A 24,558-nucleotide genomic window follows, 5' to 3' on the forward strand; every position below is an offset into this window, starting at 1 on the left:
CAATAAACCTATTTTTCAATAAACCTATCTTGGGGCAAGCATGTCTTTAAAAGCTTATATCTGTCGATCTGCCTTGTGTTTAGGCCTGATTTCAACACATACCCTCGCCGTCACGCACATCACTGCGGATCGGATGATCGATGTGGCATCGGGCAAGGTGATTGACGCACCGGTAATCGCCGTAGACGGGAACCGGATTACATCGGTCACAGCCAATGGTGACGTCCCTGATGATGCAATCCGGCTTCCCGGGGCTACTCTGATCCCGGGACTGATGGATATGCATGTGCATCTCACGGGCGATGCGGATAATCACGGCTACCGTGGACTGGCGGTTTCCACCGTCCGCTCCGCGCTGACCGGTGCGAAAAACGCACGTATTTCCCTGGACTCCGGTTTCACCACCATGCGCAACCTTGGTGCGGGCGGGTACGCGGATGTCGCATTGAGAGACGCGATCAACGACGGGGATATCCCCGGCCCGCGGCTGTTTGTTTCCGGGCCCGCAATCGGGATCACCGGTGGGCACTGCGACAACAACCTGTTACCCGCGGAGTACGAAGTCGCCGGGGATGGCGTTGCCGATGGCCCCTGGGGAGTGCGCGCCAAAGTGCGCAACAATTTCAAATACGGTGCAGACCTGATCAAGTTGTGTGCCACTGGTGGTGTTATGTCCAAGGGGACAGAACCTGGGGCTCAGCAGCTGGCGTTAGAGGAAATGCAGGCTGCGGTTACTGAGGCTCACAACCGCGGCGCGATTGTGGCGGCCCATGCCCACGGGACCGAGGGGATCAAGGCCGCGATCCGTGCGGGCGTTGACTCTGTGGAGCATGCGAGTTTTCTGGATAAAGAGACCATTCGGCTGGCGAAAAAACACGGAACCGTTTTGTCCATGGATATCTATGTAACCGAGTACATCCTATCCGAGGGAGAGAAGGCGGGCATTCTGCCGGAAAGCCTGGAAAAGGAGCGTCGCGTCGGTGGCAAGCAACGCGAAAGTTTCCGCGAGGCGGTCGAGGCGGGTGTGAAAATGGTGTTTGGCTCTGATGCGGCAGTTTATCCCCACGGCCAGAATGCGAGGCAATTTTCCCGCATGGTGACATTTGGTATGACGCCCCTGCAGGCATTGCAGGCATCCACCATCAATGCAGCACAGCTGCTGGGTAAGCAGGGTGAACTGGGCAGCATTGAACCCGGCAAGATCGCAGATCTTGTGGCGGTGCCAGGTAATCCCTTGGAAGATATTTCCGTATTGGAGCGGGTCCAGTTTGTGATGAAAGATGGTGAGGTTTTCAAAAACACCACTGCTAACTTTTGACGTATTCGTGTTTTTGAAAAACACCTTTCAATAAAAAAGGTCCGGACATGAGTCCGGACCTTTTTTTGTTTGCGCAGTTTGTTTGTAGGGTCGGTATTGTTAATTGACCTGGCTTGGCTGCACTACCGGCTCAGCTTCGCTGCCAAGGCCTTTCTTCGCTCCAGACACTGTGCGGGCAGCGAGATTACGGATATCAACCCCGATACTGTATAGCGCCGGAACCAGCAGCAGGGTTACAAAAAACGCAATCAGCACCCCGAAAGCCAGCGCGACGACAATCGGCTGAAGGAATGCGGCCTGAATGCTCCGCTCCATCATCATTGGCAGCAGCCCCACAATGGTGGTTACGGTGGTCAGGAGGATGGGGCGGAAGCGTGCAACGCCAGCTTCGACCACGGCTTTCAAAGGCTCTATACCTTTTGCCCGCAGGCGGTTGCAGTGATCCATCAATACCAGGTTGTCGTTAACCACCACACCCGCCGCTGCGGCAATGCCAAAGTAGCTGAAGATCGCCATGGTCATGCCCGTTACCGCGTGGCCAAAGATTGCACCGACGAAGGCAAAGGGGATGGCGATCAGAATCAGGATCGGTTGTGAGTAGCTGCGGAAGGCGATTGCCAGCAGACTGTACATACCGAAGAAGGCCATGATGTACAAACCGAGTACTTCCTGGATAAAACGCTTTTCACCTTCAGCTTGGCCCACGGCGCCGCGAACAATACCCGGGTAGCGCTTTTCCCAGTTCGGGAAGAAGTTTTCATCCAGGTCCTTCATGATCTCGCCGCGCACATCGTCCTTCAGGTCAGCCATCACCCGTGCTGCGCGGTTGCCGTTCCAGCGCTGGATGCGTTTGATACCCGGGGCATAGTGCAGGTCCGCTACGGCCAGCAGCGGCACTTCGCGGCCGTCGGCGGTGCGAACGCGGAAGTCTTTCAGGCTTTCGATGGAGCGGCGTGACTCCAGCGGGTAGCGCACCATGACCTTCACGTCCTGGCCTGCGCGGGGCAACCGCTGCACTTCTTCACCAAAATACGCCTGGCGCACCTGACGGTTTACATCGGCCAGGGTAAGCCCAAGCTTTGTCGCACCGGGTTTCAGTTCGATACGGATTTCCTCCGAGGCACCCTCCAGGTTGTTGCGTACGTCGTACAGGCTTTCGTAGGAGCGCAATTTCTCTTCCAGGTTCGCCGTAGCTGCCCGCAGCACGTCGAGGTCGGGGTGGCGAATGGAAAGTTCGAAACCGGGGCCGCTATTATTGAACGAGTACTGCACCGATACTTCTTTCGCGTCCGGGATATCCCCGAGCAGCTCGCGCAGTCGCAGCGCGGCGTCCTTGGCAGACATGTCACGCAGTTCCGGTGGCGCCAGTTTGACAATGGCCATCACGCTGTCGCGACGGGAGCGGGTATACCAGTTTTCGATCAGTACGCCTTTGCCCTCGGTGCGCTGGTTCACTTCTTCCTCGAGACGTTTCTCCGCGTCCTGAAGCTGTGCCAGTACCTCCAGCGCACGGCTGTAGGGCGCGCCTTCGGGCATAACCACGTTGACGATTACCTCGTCGGATTCGATTTCCGGCATAAAGCCTTTTTTCACCCAGCCGCTACCGAACATGCCGAAGCCAATCATCATCACCGCGATAAAGATACTCAGGGTCAGATAGCGGCGATCCACCGCCCACTGGCCGATCCGGCGGTAGTGTTTCTGGGCAAAATAGACAATGCGGTCGGCAATGCCTTTCTGGATGCGGCCAAAACGGCCAAGAGTATTTTCGGATTCGTTGCGCGGTTTCAGGTTGCGCAGGTGCGCCGGAAGGATAAACAGGGATTCGACCAGCGAAAACAACAGCGCGAGAATCACCACCCAGGTGATATGACGGGTGAATTCGCTGGTAGAGCCACTAATGAAAATCCATGGCAGGAACGCGAAGATGGTGGTGACCACGGCAAAGATTACCGGCTTGGCAACCAGCTGGGTACCGAGTACTGCCGCACCGAGACGGCCCTTCTCGTCAAGACCGTGCTCCGGGTTGTGGGATTCCGAATGAATGCTTTCACCCACCACAATCGCGTCATCCACCACGATTCCGAGCACCAGCAGAAACGCGAAGGTGGATAGCATGTTGAGTGATACACCCACGCTAGGCAGCAGGACAAATGCGCCCGCGTAAGCTGTGGCAATACCGAAGGCAACCCAGAAAGCGACTTTGGGACGGAGACTGAATACCAGTACCAGGAGTACCAGAAACAGGCCCAAAAATGCTGAGGAACCAATGGTCTCGAGGCGACCTTTGAAGTCCTCGGCATTGTCGGTCCACAGGGTGAGCTTGGCCCCGGCAGGCAGTGTGTCATTCCGCTTGGCGATCCAGTTACGGATAGAATCGGAGGCCGTGAGAATGTCCATGGTCTCGGTGCTCATTACCTGCAGCAGCACCGCCGGCTCCCCGTTCAGGGTCGCCAGGATTTCATTGTCTTCAAACCCGTCCACCACATTGGCCACATCAGCGACGCGAATCGTGCCGCCATCGGCGGTCTGTCGCACGATGATATTGCCAAATTCCTGCTCTGAGTCGGCCTGGTTGCGGACTTTCAGCTGGTAGGCGCCGACATCGGTTCGCACCGTGCCGGCGGACTGGTTGATGGAGCTAGCGCGGATAGCATCGGCCACCTGCTGAAAGGTCATGCCGTAGCGTCGCAGGGCCTCTTCACTAACCTCAATGGAGACTTCCTCCATACGAGTGCCGAACAGGTTTACCAAGGAAACTGCGGGCAGGGTGGCAGCCTCGCGTCGCAATTGTTCTGCCAGTCGCTTCAGCTCACGCTCACCAAGGTCACCGTGCACTGCTACCCGGATAAACTCCTGGCGGTTTACCCACTGGTGAACCTGTGGCGGTTCGATATCTCGCGGGAACGAAGAAATGCCGTCGACGCGGATTTTTACGTCGTTCATAAAGCGTGAGAAGTCCACGTTGCTCTCGGCCAGGATATAGACTTCACCGGAGCCCTCGGACGAGGAGGAGCGCACCCACTCGATGTTGTCCATGTCGCTCACCGCTTCCTCGATGCGGGCGACAATCTGTTCTTCCACTTCCTGTGGCGCGGCGCTGGGCCAGGAAACCCGGATCTCAAGCCCCGGGAAGCGCACCTGCGGGTCCATCTCCCGCTCCATGCTTTTAAATCCAATCACGCCCGCCACGAAAATAAAAATCATGGCGAGATTGGCGGCAACGGGATTGCGCGCCCACCATGCAATCAAACTGTTCATTTGCTGGGCTCCGTTAGTTTCTTGCCAGGTGAGTGACGGGTTGAACCTGCATTCCATCCACCGCATTGGCGACGGGGGAGGTCACAACACGCTCGCCATCGGCAAGTCCTCCGGCGAGGACCACCCGGTGCGAGGAGGTCGACAACACGTCTACGGTGCGGATATCCAGCTGATCGTTTTCATCCACCACATAGACCTTGTCGGCACTGCGCAGCGCCTGTCGAGGGACTACCACAGCGGTGCGCTCTTGCGTGCTTTCCGCCTCTGCAGTAACAAACAGTCCTACCGCGAGCGGCGTGCCGTTACTGGCACCTTCACCATAGGGGTCCTGAACTTCTGCGACCGCATAGATAAGGCGGGTCTGCTGGTCCACCGCCGCCTGTGTTCTGACAATACGGCCGCTCCAGTTTTGCATGTCGGCACCGATCTGTGCCGACAGCGACACAGACGGGCCGGGGTTTCCTTTACTGGCGACAAAGCCCATCGGCAAGTCCAGTTCCAGCAGTTGGGCATCAGTCAGTGGGAGGCGAATCTCCACGCGGTCTGTGGCAAAGACGCGACCGAGTACCGTGCTGGAGGTCACGTACTGGCCCACACCGATATCCCGGCTGGCAACACGCCCGCGGAATGGCAGGCGGATTTTGGTGCGCGCCAGGTTCAGTTTTGCATCCGCAAGCTCGGCCTTTGCGGAACGCAGGTTGGCCTCCGCTTCCAGGACCTGAGGCTTGTTGACCTGAAGGGGGGTGGGCTCCTTGTTGGGGTTCAGGTCGAGCCACTGCTGTCGTTTGATGGTGGCTGCGGCCTGTGCCTGGAGCAGCAGGACTTCGGCCTGCGCCACCCCGGCCTCCGCGCGCGCAAGGGCGAGCTGGTAATCGGAGTCGTCCAGCTGGATCAGGACTTCATTGGGCTCAAATCCGGCACCCTCGGCGAAGCCTGGGGCGACAGACACGATGCGGCCGGAAACTTCCGGAGTGAGATCAATTTCCGTATGCGGGCGGACTACCCCCTGGGTACTGACACTCAGGTGTACGCTCTCTTCCCTGGCCTCGGTGAAGGCGAGAGAGATCAGCCGCTGCTCTTCTTCTTTCTTCTCCGGTGCGGGCTTGGAGGCAGACATGAGTTGTACCGCGCCAAACCCGAGTGCGAGCACCAGCACCGGTGCTGCCGCATTCAAATATTTCTTGTTCATTGATCTGATCTTGCCTGTTTTTAATTTTACGCCAACAGTCCCGTTGGTTTGTGGTGTCCATAAAACACCGGATCCCCAGTGCCTGACAATGGAGTGGAGCCAGAAGGAGTGGGTTCAGCGGTGAATACCTTTGCCAACGTTGGTATTGACCGGTCGGGACAAGAATTTGGATGCAGGGAGGGCGAAAAATTTTTTCGAAGTGGAATTGGATGCCTAAGTTAAGGCAAGTGTGGCACGTGAATTGGGCGCTCTGCTGGTTCGTGTGCGCTATCGACGGGATTTGTGCCAACCGCACGGAATTACCCTTGATCTGGGTGGTCATTTTCGCGTTCGCACAATAGTGTGCCTTGGGAACAAAATGTCAATTTAAGGTGCGGTATGTTCTTGTTGGGGCATGTTTGCGCGCACGATAATGCTTAAAAGGTTCATCTTTCTAGTTGCAAAAGCTACTTCGGCATATTCGACATAATAGGAATCAGCGATGACTCATACCGCTTACATTTACGACGCCATTCGAACTCCGCGGGGCAAGGGAAAAAAAGATGGCTCGCTGCACGAGGTCAAACCTGTGGCACTGGGCGCCGGCCTGTTGCGTGAGTTGCAGCAGCGCTTCGACCTCGACACGAGCCGTGTAGACGACGTGGTAATGGGGTGTGTTTCCCCGGTCGGTGAGCAGGGCGGGGACATAGCCAAGACCATCGTGCAGTTCGCTGACTGGCACGAGAGCGTTGCCGGCGTGCAACTCGACCGTTTCTGCGCCTCCGGTCTCGAAGCCGTTAACATCGCCGCGATGAAAATAGCCTCCGGGTGGGAAGAACTGGTGGTTGCCGGTGGTGTGGAATCCATGTCCCGCGTGCCAATGGGGGTTGCCGGTGGGGCCTGGCTGAACGATCCGGAAGTGAATGTGCACGACGGTGCGGTACCCCAGGGCATCGGTGCCGACACCATCGCCACTATCGAAGGCTGGGATCGCACAGATGTTGACCGCTACGCGCTCGTCTCCCAGCAGCGCGCGGCCAAAGCGCAGAATGAAGGTTACTTTGACCGGTCAGTGGTGCCGGTAAAAGACCTGAACGGTATGACTATTCTGGCCAGGGATGAATTCATCAAGCCGAACACTACCCTGGAGGTTCTCGGTCAACTGAAGCCGTCTTTTGCACCCATGGGCGGTATCGGTTTCGATGACCTGATGCTGCGAAAATACCCCCAGTTGCCCGCTATTAACCACGTACATACCCCCGGCAATTCCTCCGGCATCGTCGACGGCGCTTCGGCGGTGTTGCTCGGCAGTGAACAGGCGGGCAAGGATCTTGGCTTGAAGCCCCGCGGTCGTATCGTGGCGACTGCAGTACTCGCCACTGACCCAACCATCATGCTGGTTGGACCGGGGCCAGCGGCAAAGAAGGCACTGGCAAAAGCCGGTATGACCACTGCCGATATCGACCTGTTTGAAATCAATGAAGCCTTCGCCGCGGTTGCACTGCGGTTTATGAAGGACCTGGATATCTCTCACGAAATCACCAACGTAAATGGTGGCGCAATTGCCATGGGGCACCCCCTGGGGGCAACGGGCGCGATGCTGGTAGGCACCATGCTCGATGAACTGGAGCGTCGCAACTTGAAGCGCGGCCTGGTCGCGCTCTGTGTGGGCGGTGGTCAGGGCATCGCCACCATTATCGAACGTATGTAAAACATTTCGGTTAACGACAAATATTTACGGTGAGAAAAATGGCTGAGAAATTCCACGGATTTATTTACGACAAAGACAGCAAGGGTGTAGTGACGGTTACCATGGGTTTGGATGGCCCGGTCAATGCCATGAATGAGCAGTATCGCCAGGGTATGGCAGAAACCCTGAACCGGCTGGAGAAAGAAAAGGGCCTGAGCGGTGTAGTGCTGGCCTCTGCCAAAAGTACCTTCTTTGCCGGTGGGGACCTGAAAGCGCTTTGCAGCGTGGCGCCGGGCGGAGAACCAGAGCAGTTTGAAATGATCGAGAGCGGCGTCAAGGCGCCACTGCGTCGCCTGGAAAAACTACCGGTACCGGTAGTGGCGGCAATCAACGGTGCGGCCCTTGGTGGCGGCCTGGAAATCTGCTTGGCCTGCAACCATCGTATTGCGTGGAACTCCCCAAAGGTTTCCATTGGACTGCCGGAAGTGACACTGGGGCTGCTCCCGGGCGGCGGCGGTGTGGTGCGCTTAATTCACATGTTGGGTCTAGAAAAGGCGCTGCCAATCCTGCTGGAAGGGAAGCACATGAAAGTCCAGGACGCATTGCAAGCAGGGTTGGTGGATCAGCTGGTCGAGGTCACCGAAGATCTGGTTAGTGCTGCGAAAAAATGGATTGCCGAGAATCCCGACTCCGCCCAGCAACCTTGGGACTGTAAAGGTCACAAGGTGCCCGGCGGTGATATCTGGAGCCCCAAGGTCAGCGCCATTCTCTCCAGCGCCCCGGCCATGCTATTCAAGAAAACCCGAGGTTTGCTGCCGGCGCCGGAGAAAATTCTCGATGTAGCCGCCCAGGCGGTAACCGTGGATATCGATACTGCTCTGCGCTACGAGTCCCGCGCGCTGGCCTATCTGATCACCACCCCGCAGGCGGTGAATATGATCACCACAGGCTTCTTTCAGATGAACAGTGTCAAGAGTGGCGCCAGCCGCCCGAAAGACGTCGAAAAGTTCCTGGTGAAAAAAGTCGGCATCCTTGGTGCGGGCATGATGGGGCAAGGGATTGCCTATGCCTCCGCCCGCAGTGGCATCGAGGTGGTACTGAAAGACATCAGCGTGGAAGCGGCAGAGAAAGGCAAGGCGTACTCTGCAAAACTGCTGGACAAACAAATTGATCGTGGCCGTGCTTCCGAGCAGGACAAGAAGCAGCTGCTGGACCGGATCAAGGCCACCGATAGCTACGAAGACCTGAAGGGCTGCGACCTGATTGTCGAGGCGGTGTTTGAGAATATCGAGCTGAAAGCAAAAGTCACCCAGGAAGCGGAACCTTTCCTCACCAATGGCGGTGTCTTCGGCTCCAATACCTCGACGCTACCCATCAGTCAGCTGGCGGAAGTGAGCAAGAAGCCGGAAAACTTTATCGGTATCCACTTCTTTTCGCCCGTGGACAAGATGCCGCTAATTGAAATTATCTGCGGTGAACAGACCAGCGACGAAACCCTGGCCAAGGCCTTTGATTACGCCCAACAGATTCGCAAAACCCCGATTGTGGTGAATGACTCACTGGGCTTTTTCACTTCCCGCGTATTCAGTACCTTCCTTGATGAAGGCGCGCGCCTGCTGGTGGAAGGGGTAGACCCGGTACTGATTGATGCCATGGGCAAACAGGTGGGGATGCCCGTCGGCCCGCTCGCCATTCAGGACGAAGTGAGTCAGGAGTTGACTCGCAAAGCCGCGGAAACTCATCGTGAGATGGGTGTGCTCGGCAGTAAGGGGGATAACAGCGGCAATATCGAGGTTTGTGAGCGCTTGATCAGCGAGTTTGGCCGTGGTGGTCGGTATCACGGCGGCGGCTACTACGAATACGCAGAAGACGGCAGTAAGCAGGTTTGGCCGAAACTCTACGAGCTGTACTTCAACGCCGATGTGTCCCTGCCCAACGACGACATCAAGGACCGACTGCTGTTCCGTCAGGTAGTTGAAAGCTTGAAATGTCTGCAGGAAGGCGTATTGCGCAGCGTGGCAGACGGCAATGTGGGCTCACTGTTGGGTATCGGCGCCCCCATGTGGACTGGCGGCTTCATTCAGTTTGTAAACACCTACGGCCTGCAGAGATTTATCGACCGCGCCAACGCACTCGCGGCGGAGTACGGCGACCGCTTCCTGCCGCCGTCCATTGTTCAGGAAACCCTGGACAAATGTCAGGTCTTCCGTTGAGGGCGCTGGAATGCTTAAGAGAAATTTCACCGAAGAACAGGTGATGTTCCGGGACGCCTACCGCAAGTTTTTACTAGACGAAATCCTGCCTTACATGGAGGTCTGGCGCGAGGCAGGCATCGTCGATCGACAGGCGTTCCGCAAGGCGGGGGAAATGGGCTTCCTTATGGTATGGCCGGATGAACAGTACGGTGGCCTCGGTGATGATGATTTCCGTTTCGAACAGATCATTATCGAAGAGAACCAGTATGCGCTCACGGGTGACTGGTACACGACCCTGCACAGCCGATTGGTGGGCCCTTACCTGAAGCGCTTCGGTACTGAATCACAGTTGCAGCGTTTTCTGCCGGGTTGCGTCAGTGGCGATACCATTCTCGCCATTGCCATGACAGAGCCGGATGCAGGGAGTGATCTGGCGGGTATGCGCGCAACGGCTATCGATCAGGGGGATCACTTTTTGCTGAATGGCAGCAAGACCTTTATCTCAAATGGTATCAATGCGGACCTGATTATCGTTGCTGCAAAGACTGACCCGGTAAACAACCCTCGGCAAATCGGCTTGTTTCTGGTGGAGCGAGGTATGCAGGGCTTCGAGCGTGGCCGCAACCTGAAAAAGATGGGCAAGAAGGCCCAGGATACTGCCGAGCTGTTTTTCAACAACGTACGCATACCAAAAGAAAATGTGCTCGGTGATCCAAGCAAGGGTTTTTCGCACCTGATGGAAGCACTGGCCGAAGAACGTCTTATCGCCGCCACGGAATTTATTGCTGCAGCCCAAAAGGCATTTGATATCACGCTGGAATTTGTGCGCGAGCGCAAGATGTTCGGGCGTACCCTTGCCGACTTTCAAAACACCCAGTTCAAGCTGGCGGAATTGCGGGCGGATCTGGATATGCAGCAGGTGTATATCGACCAGTGTGTGGCTGCGGTGAACTCTGGTGAGTTGAGCGCGGTGGATGCAGCAAAGGCCAAACTGGTTACCAGCGAGCTTCTGTGCCGTGTTGTGGATGAAGGGGTACAACTACATGGCGGTTCCGGCTATATGGACGAATACCCAATTTCCCGTATGTACACCGATGCGCGTATTACCCGCATCTACGCAGGTACTTCTGAAGTGATGAAACTGCTGATCAGCCGGGAGTTCCTGCAGCAGGATTACAAGCCGTTTGTCGACAGACTTTGAGTGAGGAAATTTCTATGGATATCAAGAATAAAACAGCCATTGTTACTGGCGGAGCGTCTGGTCTCGGCAAGGCTACAGTCGAGCGTTATATTGCCGACGGTGCCAATGTGGCGATTTTTGACCTGGATGAACATGGGGGGCTGGCACTTGCAGAATCGTTAGGTGAGCGCGCCATGTTTTGCAAGGTGAATGTCGCTGATGAAGCGTCGGTGGCAGAGGCTGTCACCCAGGTGATCGACACCTTCGGGGCACTGCATATTCTCAATAATTACGCTGGCATTGGCTCAGCCTGCAAAACCTACGGAAAAAACGGCCCGCATCCCCTGGACAGCTACATGAAAGTGGTCATGGTCAATCAGGTGGGTACTTTTAATATGGCACGCCTCGCCGCCGAGCGCATGGCAGCGAACGAGCCGGTGAACGAAGACGGAGTGCGTGGCGTTATCATCAACACTGCCTCTGTTGCGGCCTATGAAGGTCAGGTTGGTCAGGTAGCCTACAGCGCAACCAAAGGCGCAGTGGTTGGCATGACCCTTCCCATGGCGCGCGAGCTGGCCAGCTACGGTATCCGCGTGAACACCATAGTTCCGGGGTTGATCCACACCCCATTGTTCGAAGCCGTGGAAGAGTCCTATTACAAGTCATTGGAAGCTTCCACAGTGTTTCCCCAGCGACTGGGTAAAACCAGTGAAATTGCCGCCCTGTCAGCACATATCGTAGAGAACGATTATATCAACGGCGAGTGCATTCGCATGGATGCTGGTATCCGCATGCAACCACGTTGATCGGTACGGGTAACAGGAGACTGTCATGGGTGTATTGAGTGGTTTTCGGGTCATTGAGCTGGCGGGTATGGGGCCATGCCCCATGGCCGGTATGTTACTGGCCGACATGGGGGCGGAAGTGATCTGTGTGGATCGCAGTGTGGAAACCGATCCCATGTACGCTAAAGATATGAGCCGTCGCGGCAAGAAGTCCGTGGTACTGGACCTGAAATGTGATCGCGGCCGGGAGCTGCTTCTCAAGCTGGTTTCCACTGCGGACGTTCTGATCGAAGGTTTTCGTCCCGGTGTAATGGAAAAGCTGGGTATAGGTCCAGAGCCCTGTTTCGAGGTGAATCCGAAGTTGATCTATGGGCGCATGACCGGCTGGGGGCAGGAAGGCCCATTGGCAAAAAACGCGGGTCACGACATCAATTACATCTCGTTGACGGGTGCGCTACACGCCATCGGCCAGAAAGGCGAAAAGCCGGTATTGCCGCTCAATCTGGTAGGGGATTTTGGTGGTGGTTCGATGTTTCTGGTGATGGGTATCCTCGGTGCACTGCTGGAAACCGGACGCTCGGGCAAAGGCCAGGTGGTGGATGCGGCCATGGTGGATGGTGTCGCCAATTTGATGTGGATGTGCCACAGCTTCAATGCGGTTGGGTTGTGGAACCTGGCCGAGCGCGGGACCAACTTGCTGGACGGTGCGGCATTCTTTTACGACACCTACGAAACTGCCGATGGAAAATACCTGGCATTGGGTTCCATCGAGCCCCAGTTTTTCTCCAAGTTTGTGGAGCTGATGGGGCTGGACAAAACGGTATTCAACAGCAGCGCACAGAGCGATCCCAGCCAATGGCAAGCTCTAAAGAAGGAGCTGGCTGCTACCTTCCGCCAGAAAACCCGCGACGAGTGGTGTGCCCTACTGGAGGACAGTGACGCTTGCGTCTCACCGGTACTGAGTGCCAGCGAGGCACCGCATCATCCGCACAACAGCGCAAGGGATAGCTACCTTCCCATCGATGGTTACCTGCAGCCGGCGCCGGCACCTCGATTTAGTCGCACGCCCTCGTCGGTATTGCACGGTTGTCGTCAGCATGGGGCGGACACTCGCTCAATACTCGCCGCTATAGGTGTTTGTGGCGAGGATATTGATCAATTAAAAGCGGAGGGTACGATTGACTGCTCCAGTGCGAAAGAAACGGCGTAACTTCGTATGAAGCTATTTGAGGCACTCCTGTAAGCGATCGACCGAAAGATCGCACCATCAACGTGGATCGTTCGGAAGTGCGCATTTCCCTTTGTCAAATCTCTCTCTAACCTCTACTCGCCATAAAGCTCGATCAATTGCTTGCCTAACGCCATCTGGTGGACTTGATCGGGGCCGTCGGCCTGGCGGCACCAGCGGGCGTAGTTGAAGGCTTCGGCGAAGAAGTAGTCTTCGGTGAGACCGCCAGCGCCATGCATCTGCATGCAGCGGTCGAGAATCTCCTGAACCATTTTCGGCACGCTGATTTTGCTGGCGGCGATCATGTCCCTCGATTCCCGTGCGCCAACCTCATCCATTTTCTGGCAGGTCTGGAGCACCAGTAGGCGCGCCATCTGGATTTCGGCGAAGCTGCGAGCGATATCCTCGCGTACAGATTGGTGTTGGCTCAGTTTGCGACCGAAGGTGGTGCGGCTCTCGACGCGCTTGCAGCTTTCTTCCAGCGCGCGCTGTGCAGCGCCAATTAGACGCATGCAGTGGTGGATACGGCCGGGGCCAAGGCGGCCCTGGGCAATTTCGAAGCCGCGGCCTTCGCCCAGTAGTACGTTCTCCAGCGGTACCCTTACATTATTGAAATGAATTTCCGCATGGCCGATAGGGGCGTCGTCGTAGCCAAGGGTGGTAAGCGGACGAACCAGGGTAATTCCTGGTGTGTCTTTCGGCACCAGTATCTGGGTTTGCTGCTTGTGGCGATCTGGATTGTCCGGATCAGACTTTCCCATGACGATCAGGATTTTCGTACGCTCGTACAGGGCGCCAGTGATAAACCATTTGCGCCCGTTCAGCACCCATTCGTCGCCGTCGCGCTGAATACGCAATTCGATATTGGTGGCGTCGGAGGAGGCTACCTGGGGTTCGGTCATTGCGTAGGATGAGCGTATTTCGCCATTCAGAAGTGGTGTCAGCCACTTTTCTCGCTGTTCGGGTGACGCATACCGCATGAACACTTCCATATTGCCGGTGTCCGGGGCATTGCAGTTGAACACTTCCGGTGACCAGATAACCCGCCCCATCTGTTCTGCCAGTGGTGCATAGTCGAGGTTGGAAAGGCCGCCAAACTCGCTGTATTCGCCGTGTGCGGTGGGTATGAATAGATTCCACAGCCCCGCGTCTTTTGCCCGCTGCTTCAGTTCGTCCATCAATGGCATGGGCGCAAAGCGTTTTTCAGCACGCGCAAGCTGTTCGCGGTGCGGGGTTTCATTGGGATAGATGTGGCGTTTAAAAAAAACCTGCAACTGGTGTTGCAAGGTCATGGATAGGTCGCTGAATTGGAACATGTGCCTCTCCGGCTGACAGGTATGGTCAAACTGTCGTTGACAGGGTGATTCGGGCACTATAAAAAAATGCATGGAATCATCCCAATTTATTAAGCTTATGCGCTTGAATTGATTTAAGTGATGCGTGAGGGGGGAACGAATGCGATTGGACAAGGTAGACCTGAACCTGTTTGTGGTATTCGATGCGCTTTATCGTGAGCGCAGCGTGACCAGGGTGGCCCAGTTGCTCAACCTCACCCAGCCTGCGGTGAGTAACGCTCTGAGCCGTCTGCGCCAGACATTTGATGATCACCTCTTTGTAAAAACCCGCGAAGGCATGAGCCCGACCCCGGTCGCAGATAGCGTGGTGCGGGATGTGCGCGATGCGCTGGCACTGCTTGGGCGCAGTGTGGGTGGTATTGCCCGGTTTGACCCGGCACGTTCCGAGAAAGTTTTTCGACTGGGGATGAACGACCTCGCGGAATCACTGCTATTGCCTCGCCTATATGAAGAGGTCAGAACGGTGGCGCCGGCAGTGTCCATTACCAGTTACTACGTAGAGCGAGATACCGCCGCCACAGAGCTGAATACGGGCGCGATTGACCTGCTACTGGACGCGCCCTTGCTCAATGCCCGGGAACTCGGACACAAATACCTTGCGGAGCTACCCTATGTGGTCGCCATGCGGCCCGATCACCCCCTGGCAGGCTCCGATCTTTCGCTAGATGATTATCTGTCTGCGGAACACCTGCATGTTTCCAGTCGGCGCAAGGGGCGGGGCCAAGTGGAGCTGGCGCTGCATAATGCCGGGATTTGCCGCAACATCACCATGCGCGTGCAGAACTACCTTGTTGCTGCGCGCATCACCGAGGGCACCGATCTGCTATGGACAGTTCCGCGCGTATTGGCGAACACTTTGCCACTGGAGGTCAAGGAACTGCCGTTCGAGATGGAAACGCTCCGATGGCACCTGTTCTGGCATCGCAGCGCGGAGGAAGATGCCTCGAGCCTGTGGATGCGGGAAATGATTGAGCGAGTGTGTCACCAGGTGCTTTAACGCAAAGTGGGATACGACAACGCGGCACTGGCGTGCACCAGTTGCCGGATTTATTTTGCTGAGTAACAGCCTCATAACACCCGGAAAATATAATGAACAAACTGATCTGGATAGCCGCTTGTCTCTTATGTCTGTTTTCGACTGCGCACGCCTCCGAGTCGGCAAGGTTTGCTATCGCCATTCACGGTGGTGCCGGCACCATCGAAAAGTCAAAAATGACTCCGGAGAAGGAGGCGGCCTATCGGGCAAAGCTTGAGGAGGCTCTGAATGCGGGCTACGCGGTATTGGAAAAGGGTGGCGCCAGCCTCGATGCGGTCGTGGCTGCGATCAATGTGATGGAAGATTCACCCTTGTTCAATGCGGGCAGAGGTGCGGTGTACACCTATGACGGGGCCCATGAGCTGGACGCTTCGATCATGGATGGTCGGGACCGCCAGGCGGGCGCCGTGGCCGGAGTGAAACACGTTGCCAACCCCATCAACCTTGCGCGTATGGTGATGGAGGACTCTCCATTTGTAATGCTTTCCGGAGAGGGCGCCGAAGCGTTTGCCAGAAGCCGTGGCGTGCCGATGGTGGACAACAAGATCTTTGATACTGAGCAGCGCCGGGAGCAACTGGACCGGGCAAAGGAAAAGCTCGATAGGGAAAACAAGCAGGACAAGGACTACCGAGCGGCAGTAGAGGCTTTGCCGGTTCCCTTCCGCATGGGCACAGTGGGCGCCGTGGCGTTGGACCAGCAGGGCAACCTGGCCGCAGGCACTTCCACCGGTGGCATGACCGCAAAGCGCTATGGTCGTATTGGCGACTCTCCGGTAATCGGTGCCGGAACCTTTGCCGACAACAGGTCCTGTGCCGTTTCTGCGACGGGCCACGGCGAATACTTTATCCGCTACAACGTCGCTGCCGATATCTGTACCCGCGTCGAATACCAGAACAAGTCTGTGGTACAAGCCGCTGATGAGGTGATCAAACAGGTACTGATGCCAGTGGGAGGTACCGGGGGTGTGATCGTGCTGGACGCAAGGGGCAACATTGCGCTGACGTTCAATACCAAGGGTATGTACCGGGCCAGTAGGGTGGCGGGGCAACCGGCCGAGGTTGCGATCTTTGGCAGCCGCTGAACCCGGGCCAGCCTACTAAACGTACAAGAATATGGCGCCCCCGGGTGGACTCGAACCACCAGTCCGGACTTAGGAGGTCCGTGGTTTATCCTGTTAACCGACGGGGGCGGTCAGAAGGGCGCTCATTTTAACGACTGTCGCGGCGGCTGTCATGGCCCGTATCGCCTCGACAGTTTTCCCGGCTGACTGTCACTTATCTCACCCAAAGTGCGACGCAATTCCGCTTCGAACTATCACCTGTCACCAAGGGTAACGCTCCGGCACAGTTGGTTACCAGAATTCACCGCTGTCGCGGTGAGTGACCCGGTGACTGTGCCGCAAAAAAAATGAGGAAAACTGTCGCGATTTGGTAATAAATTGCAGGTATTTTTGCGCCAGCTGTGGGCAGTAGGGGAGATGCTTTTCGCGACGGTCGTCTGCGCAAGTTGCGGCGGTGTAACCCTCCTCGAAAAACTTGTTTCCGCGGTGCAAAAGGTGCTTGACCGGTGAAGTCAGTGCTGGCTACTCTGCGATTGCACAACAAAAACAGACAAAGTGTTTCTGCCCTGGCAGATCGAGATTATGGAGTTTTCTATGAGCGGCAACGTTATCGAAAATGACATGGATTTTGATGAAGGCGATTCCTCAACGGTAGAGGATCTGCTGTATACCCCACAGAGCCCTAGAGATGCCCGCCGGATGGTCGAAGACCGGCTGGAGGAGATGCGTCTACGAAGGGAACTGATGGATTATCAGTACGAGTTCTGAGCCCACTGGAATCTACAGGCCTTTTAACACCGACCGGGGTATCTCCGGGTTAATGATCTAAAACAACTGCGCGAACGTCCACGAGCATTGTGTCTCTGGCAACTGCGGCAGGCTCTATAAAAGGGTGCCCAAGGGCACCCTTTTTCGATTGTGGCTCTCCCGAGTGCTGAGAGGCAATCCCGTGGCAGATCCCGCCAGGCCATACGCCAGTTTTCACACTCCCCTGAGGGGTGTATATTGGTACGTAATCGTCAGGAAAGGGAAGGAAAAAGGGACCTTCAGATGGTAGTTTCCGACAGGTTTGACAGCAGGGTGACCACGGAAGTCTCCGATAGCGGGGATGCTTTGGTTATTCGCGTTGCGGGCAATTTTGATTTCAATATGCACCGGGAATTTCAGCGGGCGTATCGAAATGTGTCTCCACCTCCGAGGATTTTCCTGGTTGACCTCTCCGAAACCGATCACCTGGATAGCGCGGCGCTGGGAATGCTCTTGCTGTTGCGAGATTACTGTGTGGAAGTGGGGGCTGAAGGTGTTCAGCCTACGGTAGAGCTGATGAACGCCAATGCCCACGTTTCCCATATCCTCTCTGTGTCCAACTTTGATCGAATTTTCAGCATACGCTGAAGGTTCCCACTCCCGATGAATGCCTTCCGGGTCCTGATTGTCGAAAGCGATACCCCCGAGGTAAGTGAGCTGCGGCAACTGATCCATAGTTGTGAATACACCAATTCCTCGGGGGGCATGTCACCGGCAATCGTGCACTGTGTGCCGTCGGCGGAACTTGCGCAGGAGACTTACAGCGAGTTTTTACCCAATCTGGTGATCTTCGGCCCGGTTGCTGCTGCGACTGCTTCTCCCGGTGATGTCCGCCAGCTGCGGCAAAGTGGTGGGGTGGAACCGGTCCCTATTCTCTTCGTGCTGGACTTGACCGGTCAGGACGCGCTGCCAGTCCCTCCGACCACCTGTGACGATATTTTAACCAAGCCCTACAGCCATCCGCTGGTACAGCTGAAGCTCGCTTCCATCCGGCGTTTTTGTGAATTCAGCCGTTCGTTGATGGCGCAGCGAGATCGCTTGCGGCGGCATCACGCGGATTTTCTACAAGAGCAGGCCAGCGCGCGGGAAATTTTCGGGAATCTGGGCAATGAGAGCTGCCTGGACGATACCCCGGCAATTCGTTACCACCTTTCTCCCCGAGCCGTTTTGAATGGCGATCTACTTGCGGCCACACGCACCCCGGACGGCAAACTGGTATTGATGCTGGGCGACTTCGCGGGCCATGGACTGGCGGCAGCAGTGGGTGCGGTGCCCTTGACTTCCATCTTTTATTCGATGATGCCGCGCGGGTTTTCCATGAGCAGGGTGGCACGGGAAATCAACCGCAAGCTATACCATATTTTGCCCCGCCAGATGTTCTGCTGCCTGGTCATGCTGGAACTGGACCCGCGCCGCAACCACTTGCGTATCCTCAATGCCGGAATGCCAAGCCCTTGCCTAAAGCGCACCAGCGGCGATTTGCATTTGCTCGAGTCTCGTCACTTGCCGTTTGGGGTGCTTTCGACTGACCAGATTGAAACTTCTATCGTCAATGTCCGAATTCTGCCGGGGGATCGGCTTTACCTTTGGAGTGATGGAATCCACGAGGCCCGCAACAACAAGGGTGAACATTTTGGTGAGAATCGTCTGCTCAAGCTACTGCGTGAAGATGGTGTCGAGAGCACTCAAGCGTTCGACCAGATTCTGGTAGCGGTCAATGCGCACGCTGCGGAGCAGCATGATGACCTGTCCCTGGTTGAGCTGAACCTGTGTCATGTGTCGCTTCGCAAAAGTGGTTGCCCGGCGGGCGACTATTCGGAAAATCGCCGGGGCAGCAGGTTGGGTAACTGGTCTATCAATTTGCAGTTATCCCATGAGGAGCTGCGTGCGGCGGACCCGCTGCCCCATGTGTTGAGTGTTTTGGCGCAAATGCCCGGTGCTGCGCGCTTCCAGGAAGACTTGGCCATTGCCCTCGGGGAGTTGTTTCGCAATGCGCTGGAGCACGGCGTTCTGGAACTGGATTCGTCCATTAAAGCGACCGATGATGGTTTTGTTCGCTACTATGACCTGATGGCGGAACGTCGTGGCCAGCTAAAGGATGGCTGGGTGAGCATCTCGCTTACCTGTAGCGAGGGTGACGCCGGGGGCACGCTGACGCTGGTGGTAGAAGACAGTGGCTCGGGGTTCCCTGCAATTCAGGAGCCGTCAGGTGTTTATGCAGGGCGGGGGCTCAACCTGCTTCAGACGGTGTGCGATGAAGTAAGCTACCAGCCGGGGTGCAGCCGTGTGGAGGCAACCGTCCGCTGGGGCGGGACTGCCGTGGATCGAGATACTGGCGATGTACACGGTAATGCCATGCAAAACCCGTCACTCCCGGTATAATGCCGGCTAGTTTTTCATCAGCTAGGGTGGGCGAGAGTGTCTGCGCAACCGGATACGGCAACAAATACTGTCCGAGAGCTCACACTCTGTGTGAGCGGGCTCAGCTGTGAGCGGGATGGTCGCGTCTTGTTTGAGGGGCTCGAGTTTACCCTGAACACCGGAGCTGCACTGCAAATAGTAGGCGCCAATGGTGCTGGTAAAAGCACTCTGATCCGCACCCTGATTGGCACAGCCTCCGATTACACCGGCGATATCCTCTGGCAGGGAGCGCCTTTCCCGAAATCCCTCCCCGAACTGCGTACCTCATTACTTTATATCGGTCACAATGCGGGCGTCCGCCGCGGTTTGACTCCGCTAGAAAACCTGGCCTGGTATGGAGCCTCTCGCAGTGATGCGATGATGGCGCTGGATGCAGTAGGGCTATATGGGTTTGAGGATGTGCTGTGTCAGCAACTTTCCGCTGGCCAGAATCGTCGGGTCGCACTGGCGCGCCTTTACCTGCCAGACCCTGCGCCGCTGTGGATTCTCGATGAACCTCTTGCGGCGTTGGATGTTGCTGGTGTTGCCAGTTTGGAAACCCAAATGCGCGACCATCTCCAGCGCGGTGGCAGTGTACTGCTGACGTCCCATCAGCCGGTGGACGTCGCGCCGCTGGAGAAGCTCAATCTGGCCGACTTCCAGCCTTGCCCCGAAGAAAACCTGGAGCAGGCGTATGCGAGTTGAGCCATTTGATCGCGCCAATCCCGATTTGTCCAAAAGGGACTCTGGGTCTGTGAAATCCGTCCCGCCACGGGTTCCGGGTTTTTACACCCTGTTGCGCACGGAATTTACCCTCGCGGTGCGACGGCGCTCGGATATCGTCAATCCGCTGCTGTTTTTTGTCACCGTGCTCGCAATGATGCCGCTGGGGATTGGCCCCGAGCCGGAAATGCTCGCGCGCATGGCTGCGGGCCTGATCTGGGTGATGGCCCTGCTGGCGACATTGCTGTCTCAAGAGTCACTGTTTCGCGGCGATTACGAGGATGGCTCGCTGGAGCAGCTGGCGTTGCAGCCTCAGCCGCTGTATTTCCCGGTGCTCGCCAAAGTTGTCGTGCACTGGTTGGTCACGGGTATGCCTCTGGCACTGTTGTCTCCGCTGCTGGGAATGATGTTGAACCTGGGGGAGGCGGGCTACTGGCCACTGTTTGTATCCCTGGCACTGGGCACTGCAAGCCTCAGTCTGATTGGCGCGGTGGGGGCTGCTTTAACGGTCGCATTGCGGCGGCCGGGCCTGTTGCTGGCGCTGATAATTATGCCCCTTTATGTCCCCGTGTTAATCTTCGGCACCGGCGCGGTGCAGGCGGCATTGGATGGGTACGGTTACGGCCCACAAATGGCGATTCTTGGTGCAATTCTGGCTGCCGCTGCGGCATTGGCGCCGCTGGCGGCCGCGGGCGCCATCCGAATCAGTCTCGAAAACTGACCCTTCTACGTGCATTTCACAAAAGCAGTACGGGAAATGGGTGAGAGAAGGGCATAGGAGTACGTATTTTGTCCTGGCAATGGTTTCACAGATTGGGGTCGCCGCGCTGGTTTTACCAGAAAACCAGCGTCTGGCTGCCGTGGCTCGGTACTGCAAGCCTTCTGTTGCTCGCGGTGGGTATCGCCTGGGGCCTGGGTTTCGCGCCTGAGGACTTCAAGCAGGGCAACAGCTACCGGATCATCTATATCCACGTGCCGGCGGCCTTTCTCGCGCTTGCGGGTTACTACATCATGGCTATTTGCGGTGCCATCGGCCTGATTTGGAAGATGAAGCTGTCTTTCGTGGTCATGCGCGCGGCGGCGCCCATCGGTGCGGCGCTCACCTTTATCGCGTTATTTACCGGCGCGGTCTGGGGCAAGCCAACCTGGGGCACATACTGGGTGTGGGACGCCCGCATTACCTCCATGCTGATCCTGTTCTTCCTCTATCTCGGTGTGATGGCGCTGTCGGGTGCTTTCGCTCGCGAGCAATCCGGGGACAAGGCCAGCGCATTGCTGGCTCTGGTTGGCACGGTGAATATCCCAATCATCTACAAATCTGTTGACTGGTGGTTCACATTGCACCAGCCGGCCACCCTGAAACTCACCGAAGCCAGCACTATCGATCCCAGCATGTTCTATCCGCTGATTACCATGATCGCCGGTTTCTACCTCTTCTACGCCTGGGTGCTGACCCTGCACACCCGCAGTCTGATACTGCAGCGCGAGTGGCGTACCCAGTGGGTGCGTGAGCTGCTCGGGCAGTCTGCGCCTGCGGCCAAGGTATAAACGGAGTGTCCATGGAATTTCAGTTTGAAAACTTTTCCAGCTTTCTAGCGATGAATGGGCATGGCCCTTACGTGTGGGCCGCCTATGGGGTGGCTCTGCTGGTACTGGTTGCCCTGGTTGCTGTGCCTGTACTGCGTCAGAAAAAATTGCGCCAGGAGTTCGATCGTCAGCTCCGTCAGGAAGAGGCCCGTCGCCGCACTGCAAAACAGCGCGAAGTGCAACAGGAGCCGGTGACACCGGCCTGAGGCGATCCCCGTCGCAACCGTTTTTAATTTGATTGATAACAGGTCAACCATGCACCCAGCTCGTAAACAACGTCTGATTCTGGTGGTACTCCTGGTGGCGCTTTCCAGTGTCGCCGTAGGCTTTGTCACCTACGCCATGCGCGCAAACATGGACTATTTTTATGCACCCAGCGCCTTTGTAGCGGGCGAAGTCCCCTTGGAAAAACGCATTCGCGCCGGCGGTTGCGTAGTGCCGGGCAGTATTCTTCGCGACGATGATTCCCTCGACGTGCGCTTTGCGCTGACCGACGGTGAGGCTGAGGTGGAAGTGGTGTTCGACAAGATCCTGCCGGACCTGTTTGCCGAAGGGGAGGCCGCGGTGGTCACCGGTAAATTGCAGCAGGGCGGTTATGTACGTGCCGACCAGGTGCTAGCCAAGCACGATGAATCCTACACACCGCCGGAAGTGGCAGACACCATGGTCGGCAAGGCGGACTGCAAGGGAGACGCCAAGATATGAGTCCTGAACTGGGCCACTTTGCCCTGATCGTCGGCCTGCTGTTGTCCGTGGCACTGTCAGTGGTGCCACTGCTCGGCACTTACACTGGCCGTGTGCTCTGGATGGATACCGCGCGGCCCCTGTCGATGGGGGTGTTGGCCTTTACCGCACTCTCGTTTGCCTGCCTGGTGGTTGCGTTTGTAAATAGTGATTTCTCTGTCGCCTATGTTGCACAGAACTCCAATAGCATCCTGCCAATGGTCTACAAGGTCACCGCCGTTTGGGGCGGCCACGAGGGCTCCATTCTATTGTGGTTGTTGATGCTCGCGGGCTGGACTGCTGCGGTAGCGCTGTTCAGTCGGCAACTGCCGGATGTACTGGTGGCGCGGGTGCTGTCCGTGATGGGCATGTTGCTGATCGGCTTCTTTCTTTTCATCCTGCTTACCTCCAACCCGTTTGACCGAATCCTGCCATTCCCGCCCGGCGATGGCAGCGACCTGAATCCGCTGCTGCAGGATCCGGGCATGATTATTCACCCCCCCTTGTTGTACATGGGGTATGTGGGTTTTGCGGTCGCCTTTGCGTTTGCTATTGCGGCCTTGCTCGAAGGGCGGCTCGACAGTGCCTGGGCTCGCTGGGCCCGTCCCTGGACCGCGGTGGCCTGGTCCTTTCTGACTCTTGGTATCGCCCTGGGGAGCTGGTGGGCCTATTACGAACTTGGCTGGGGCGGCTGGTGGTTCTGGGATCCGGTTGAGAACGCCTCTTTTATGCCCTGGCTGGTGGGTACTGCGTTGTTGCACTCCCTGGCGGTTACCGAAAAGCGCGGACTGTTCCGCAGCTGGACCATCCTGCTCTCCATTTTCGCGTTCAGCCTCAGTCTACTTGGCACTTTCCTGGTGCGTTCCGGCGTGCTGACTTCCGTGCATGCCTTTGCCACAGATCCTCTGCGCGGTGGGTTTATTCTCGCTTTCCTGGCGGTGGTTGTAGGTCTATCGCTGCTGCTGTTTGCGTTGCGTGCCCCGGCCGTCAGTGCCGGTAGTGTATTTTCCGCGAAGTCCCGGGAAACCTTCCTTTTGGGCAACAATGTCGTGCTGATGCTGATCATGGCGGTTGTGCTCACCGGGACCCTGTATCCGCTACTGGCAGATGCCTTGAACTGGGGCAAGATCAGTGTGGGCCCGCCGTTCTTTAATATGTTCTTTGTGCCACTGATGCTGGTGCTGAGCGTGTTGCTGGGACTTGGTATCCACGCCAACTGGAAAGACAGCCAGACGGGCAAGTTGTTGAGAGCATGGGGTCTGCCGGTATTGGTTGCTGCCATCGCCGCACCTGTAGTGACTTTGCTGGCGGGCGATTTCCACTGGGGTGCGATGCTGGGAGTGTTCGCTGGCTTGTGGGTGATTGCCTCAAGTGTTGCTGACATGCTGGCGAAGTCCCGCAATGCCGATACCCTCTGGGTTGGGCTCAAGCGTCAGCGCGCGAGTTACTACGGTATGCATATGGGGCACATCGGTCTCGCGATTTCCGTGCTTGGTGTGGCTTTGACCACCGTGTACAGCGTGGAAAAAGATCTGCGTATGTCTCCTGGGCAGAGTGCAGAAATGTCGGGTTACGAGTTTACGTTTGAGGGCGTGCGCCAGGTTCGCGGGCCCAACTACCGGGCGTCCGAAGGCGCGTTGACGGTGCGGAGTAGTGGCCGCGTAGTGGCGGAATTGAAACCCCAGAAACGCAGCTATTTTTCCGGTGGGAATGTGATGACGGAAGCGGCAATCGACAGCGGAATTTTCCGCGATTTGTATGTCGCCCTCGGAGAGCCCATGAATAAGGAAAACCTGAGTGGCGACTGGGCTGTGCGCCTGCAATACAAGGCTTTTGTCGTGTGGATCTGGCTGGGTGCGGCGCTGATGGCGCTGGGCGGCGCCATTGCGGTCGCGGACAAGCGTTATCGCAAGGTCAAAGCGAAGCGCGCAAGTAAGGTGTCCGCTGGTGCATCGGCAGGGGGCTCACTGGCCGGGGCTTGAGCCCGGCCAGTCCCGTGCTCCCAGGCTCTCGGAATTTTCACGTCGGACTGAACTACAAG

The 24,558-nt window shown here is 56.9% G+C and carries 20 protein-coding genes and 1 tRNA gene; 17 read left to right on the forward strand and 4 right to left on the reverse strand.

From position 1 onward, the window contains the following. Positions 1-40: 40 nt before the first annotated feature. On the forward strand, positions 41-1,318 hold the full coding sequence (locus LC059_RS12940) for a metal-dependent hydrolase family protein (RefSeq protein WP_226704290.1): 1,278 nt from the start codon (positions 41-43) through the stop codon (positions 1,316-1,318). Between the two features lie 99 nt (positions 1,319-1,417). Here LC059_RS12940 and LC059_RS12945 read toward each other — a convergent pair whose 3' ends face one another. Both LC059_RS12945 and LC059_RS12950 read right to left on the reverse strand, forming a co-directional pair. After that, a complete protein-coding gene (locus tag LC059_RS12945; RefSeq protein ID WP_226704291.1) occupies positions 1,418-4,579 on the reverse strand; it encodes an efflux RND transporter permease subunit in 3,162 nt (1,053 codons plus the stop codon). Between the two features lie 13 nt (positions 4,580-4,592). Then, a complete protein-coding gene (locus LC059_RS12950) occupies positions 4,593-5,768 on the reverse strand; it encodes an efflux RND transporter periplasmic adaptor subunit (protein ID WP_226704292.1) in 1,176 nt (391 codons plus the stop codon). Between the two features lie 481 nt (positions 5,769-6,249). On the opposite strand from LC059_RS12950, the gene LC059_RS12955 reads away from it, so the two are divergent. The 5 genes from LC059_RS12955 to LC059_RS12975 are packed head-to-tail and all read left to right on the forward strand — an operon-like array spanning position 6,250 to position 12,807. Beyond that, entirely contained in the window at positions 6,250-7,458 is a 1,209-nt protein-coding gene (locus LC059_RS12955) for an acetyl-CoA C-acetyltransferase (RefSeq protein ID WP_226704293.1), read from the forward strand. Between the two features lie 38 nt (positions 7,459-7,496). Continuing rightward, positions 7,497-9,650 carry a 3-hydroxyacyl-CoA dehydrogenase NAD-binding domain-containing protein gene (locus LC059_RS12960; protein WP_226704294.1) on the forward strand — a complete coding sequence of 718 codons (2,154 nt, stop codon included), beginning with the start codon at positions 7,497-7,499 and terminating at the stop codon, positions 9,648-9,650. A gap of 10 nt (positions 9,651-9,660) precedes the next feature. Further along, entirely contained in the window at positions 9,661-10,833 is a 1,173-nt protein-coding gene (locus LC059_RS12965) for an acyl-CoA dehydrogenase family protein (protein ID WP_226704295.1), read from the forward strand. A 14-nt stretch (positions 10,834-10,847) separates the two neighbouring features. After that, positions 10,848-11,618: an SDR family NAD(P)-dependent oxidoreductase gene (locus tag LC059_RS12970; protein WP_226704296.1), complete on the forward strand. Its 771-nt coding sequence runs from the start codon at positions 10,848-10,850 to the stop codon at positions 11,616-11,618. A gap of 25 nt (positions 11,619-11,643) precedes the next feature. Continuing rightward, positions 11,644-12,807: a CaiB/BaiF CoA transferase family protein gene (locus tag LC059_RS12975; protein WP_226704297.1), complete on the forward strand. Its 1,164-nt coding sequence runs from the start codon at positions 11,644-11,646 to the stop codon at positions 12,805-12,807. 113 nt (positions 12,808-12,920) lie between these two features. Here LC059_RS12975 and LC059_RS12980 read toward each other — a convergent pair whose 3' ends face one another. Beyond that, on the reverse strand, positions 12,921-14,141 hold the full coding sequence (locus tag LC059_RS12980; RefSeq protein ID WP_226704298.1) for an acyl-CoA dehydrogenase family protein: 1,221 nt from the start codon (positions 14,139-14,141) through the stop codon (positions 12,921-12,923). A gap of 139 nt (positions 14,142-14,280) precedes the next feature. Between LC059_RS12980 and LC059_RS12985 the strand changes: the two genes are divergently transcribed. Both LC059_RS12985 and LC059_RS12990 read left to right on the forward strand, forming a co-directional pair. Further along, positions 14,281-15,177, forward strand: a complete 897-nt coding sequence (locus LC059_RS12985; RefSeq protein WP_226704299.1) for a LysR family transcriptional regulator — start codon at positions 14,281-14,283, stop codon at positions 15,175-15,177. Positions 15,178-15,269: 92 nt separating this feature from the next. Continuing rightward, positions 15,270-16,298, forward strand: a complete 1,029-nt coding sequence (locus LC059_RS12990; RefSeq protein WP_226704300.1) for an isoaspartyl peptidase/L-asparaginase family protein — start codon at positions 15,270-15,272, stop codon at positions 16,296-16,298. 32 nt (positions 16,299-16,330) lie between these two features. Here LC059_RS12990 and LC059_RS12995 read toward each other — a convergent pair. Next, positions 16,331-16,406: transfer RNA gene (locus LC059_RS12995), tRNA-Arg, on the reverse strand. A 465-nt stretch (positions 16,407-16,871) separates the two neighbouring features. Here LC059_RS12995 and LC059_RS13000 point away from each other — a divergent pair. From LC059_RS13000 to LC059_RS13040, 9 genes are all read left to right on the forward strand, one after another. Then, positions 16,872-17,045: a PA3496 family putative envelope integrity protein gene (locus tag LC059_RS13000; protein ID WP_226704301.1), complete on the forward strand. Its 174-nt coding sequence runs from the start codon at positions 16,872-16,874 to the stop codon at positions 17,043-17,045. 282 nt (positions 17,046-17,327) lie between these two features. Then, a complete protein-coding gene (locus LC059_RS13005) occupies positions 17,328-17,672 on the forward strand; it encodes an STAS domain-containing protein (RefSeq protein ID WP_226704302.1) in 345 nt (114 codons plus the stop codon). 15 nt (positions 17,673-17,687) lie between these two features. Further along, on the forward strand, positions 17,688-19,466 hold the full coding sequence (locus LC059_RS13010) for an ATP-binding SpoIIE family protein phosphatase (protein WP_226704303.1): 1,779 nt from the start codon (positions 17,688-17,690) through the stop codon (positions 19,464-19,466). A gap of 90 nt (positions 19,467-19,556) precedes the next feature. Beyond that, entirely contained in the window at positions 19,557-20,189 is a 633-nt protein-coding gene (gene ccmA / locus LC059_RS13015) for a cytochrome c biogenesis heme-transporting ATPase CcmA (protein WP_226704304.1), read from the forward strand. 49 nt (positions 20,190-20,238) lie between these two features. Further along, entirely contained in the window at positions 20,239-20,928 is a 690-nt protein-coding gene (gene ccmB, locus LC059_RS13020) for a heme exporter protein CcmB (RefSeq protein ID WP_226704305.1), read from the forward strand. Between the two features lie 68 nt (positions 20,929-20,996). Next, positions 20,997-21,755 (forward strand): heme ABC transporter permease, encoded by a 759-nt coding sequence (locus LC059_RS13025; protein WP_319005114.1) that lies wholly within the window; start codon positions 20,997-20,999, stop codon positions 21,753-21,755. Positions 21,756-21,766: 11 nt separating this feature from the next. Continuing rightward, a complete protein-coding gene (gene ccmD, locus LC059_RS13030; RefSeq protein ID WP_226704306.1) occupies positions 21,767-22,000 on the forward strand; it encodes a heme exporter protein CcmD in 234 nt (77 codons plus the stop codon). Between the two features lie 49 nt (positions 22,001-22,049). Further along, the gene (locus LC059_RS13035; protein WP_226704307.1) at positions 22,050-22,499 is read left to right on the forward strand and encodes a cytochrome c maturation protein CcmE; all 450 of its coding nucleotides are present in this window, start codon (positions 22,050-22,052) and stop codon (positions 22,497-22,499) included. Continuing rightward, positions 22,496-24,499: a heme lyase CcmF/NrfE family subunit gene (locus tag LC059_RS13040; protein WP_226704308.1), complete on the forward strand. Its 2,004-nt coding sequence runs from the start codon at positions 22,496-22,498 to the stop codon at positions 24,497-24,499. Before LC059_RS13035 ends, LC059_RS13040 begins: the two co-directional genes overlap by 4 nt. Positions 24,500-24,558: the final 59 nt, after the last annotated feature.

The organism is Microbulbifer elongatus (genome assembly GCF_020524885.1).
In the GTDB taxonomy this organism is placed as follows: Bacteria; Pseudomonadota; Gammaproteobacteria; order Pseudomonadales; family Cellvibrionaceae; genus Microbulbifer; species Microbulbifer elongatus_A.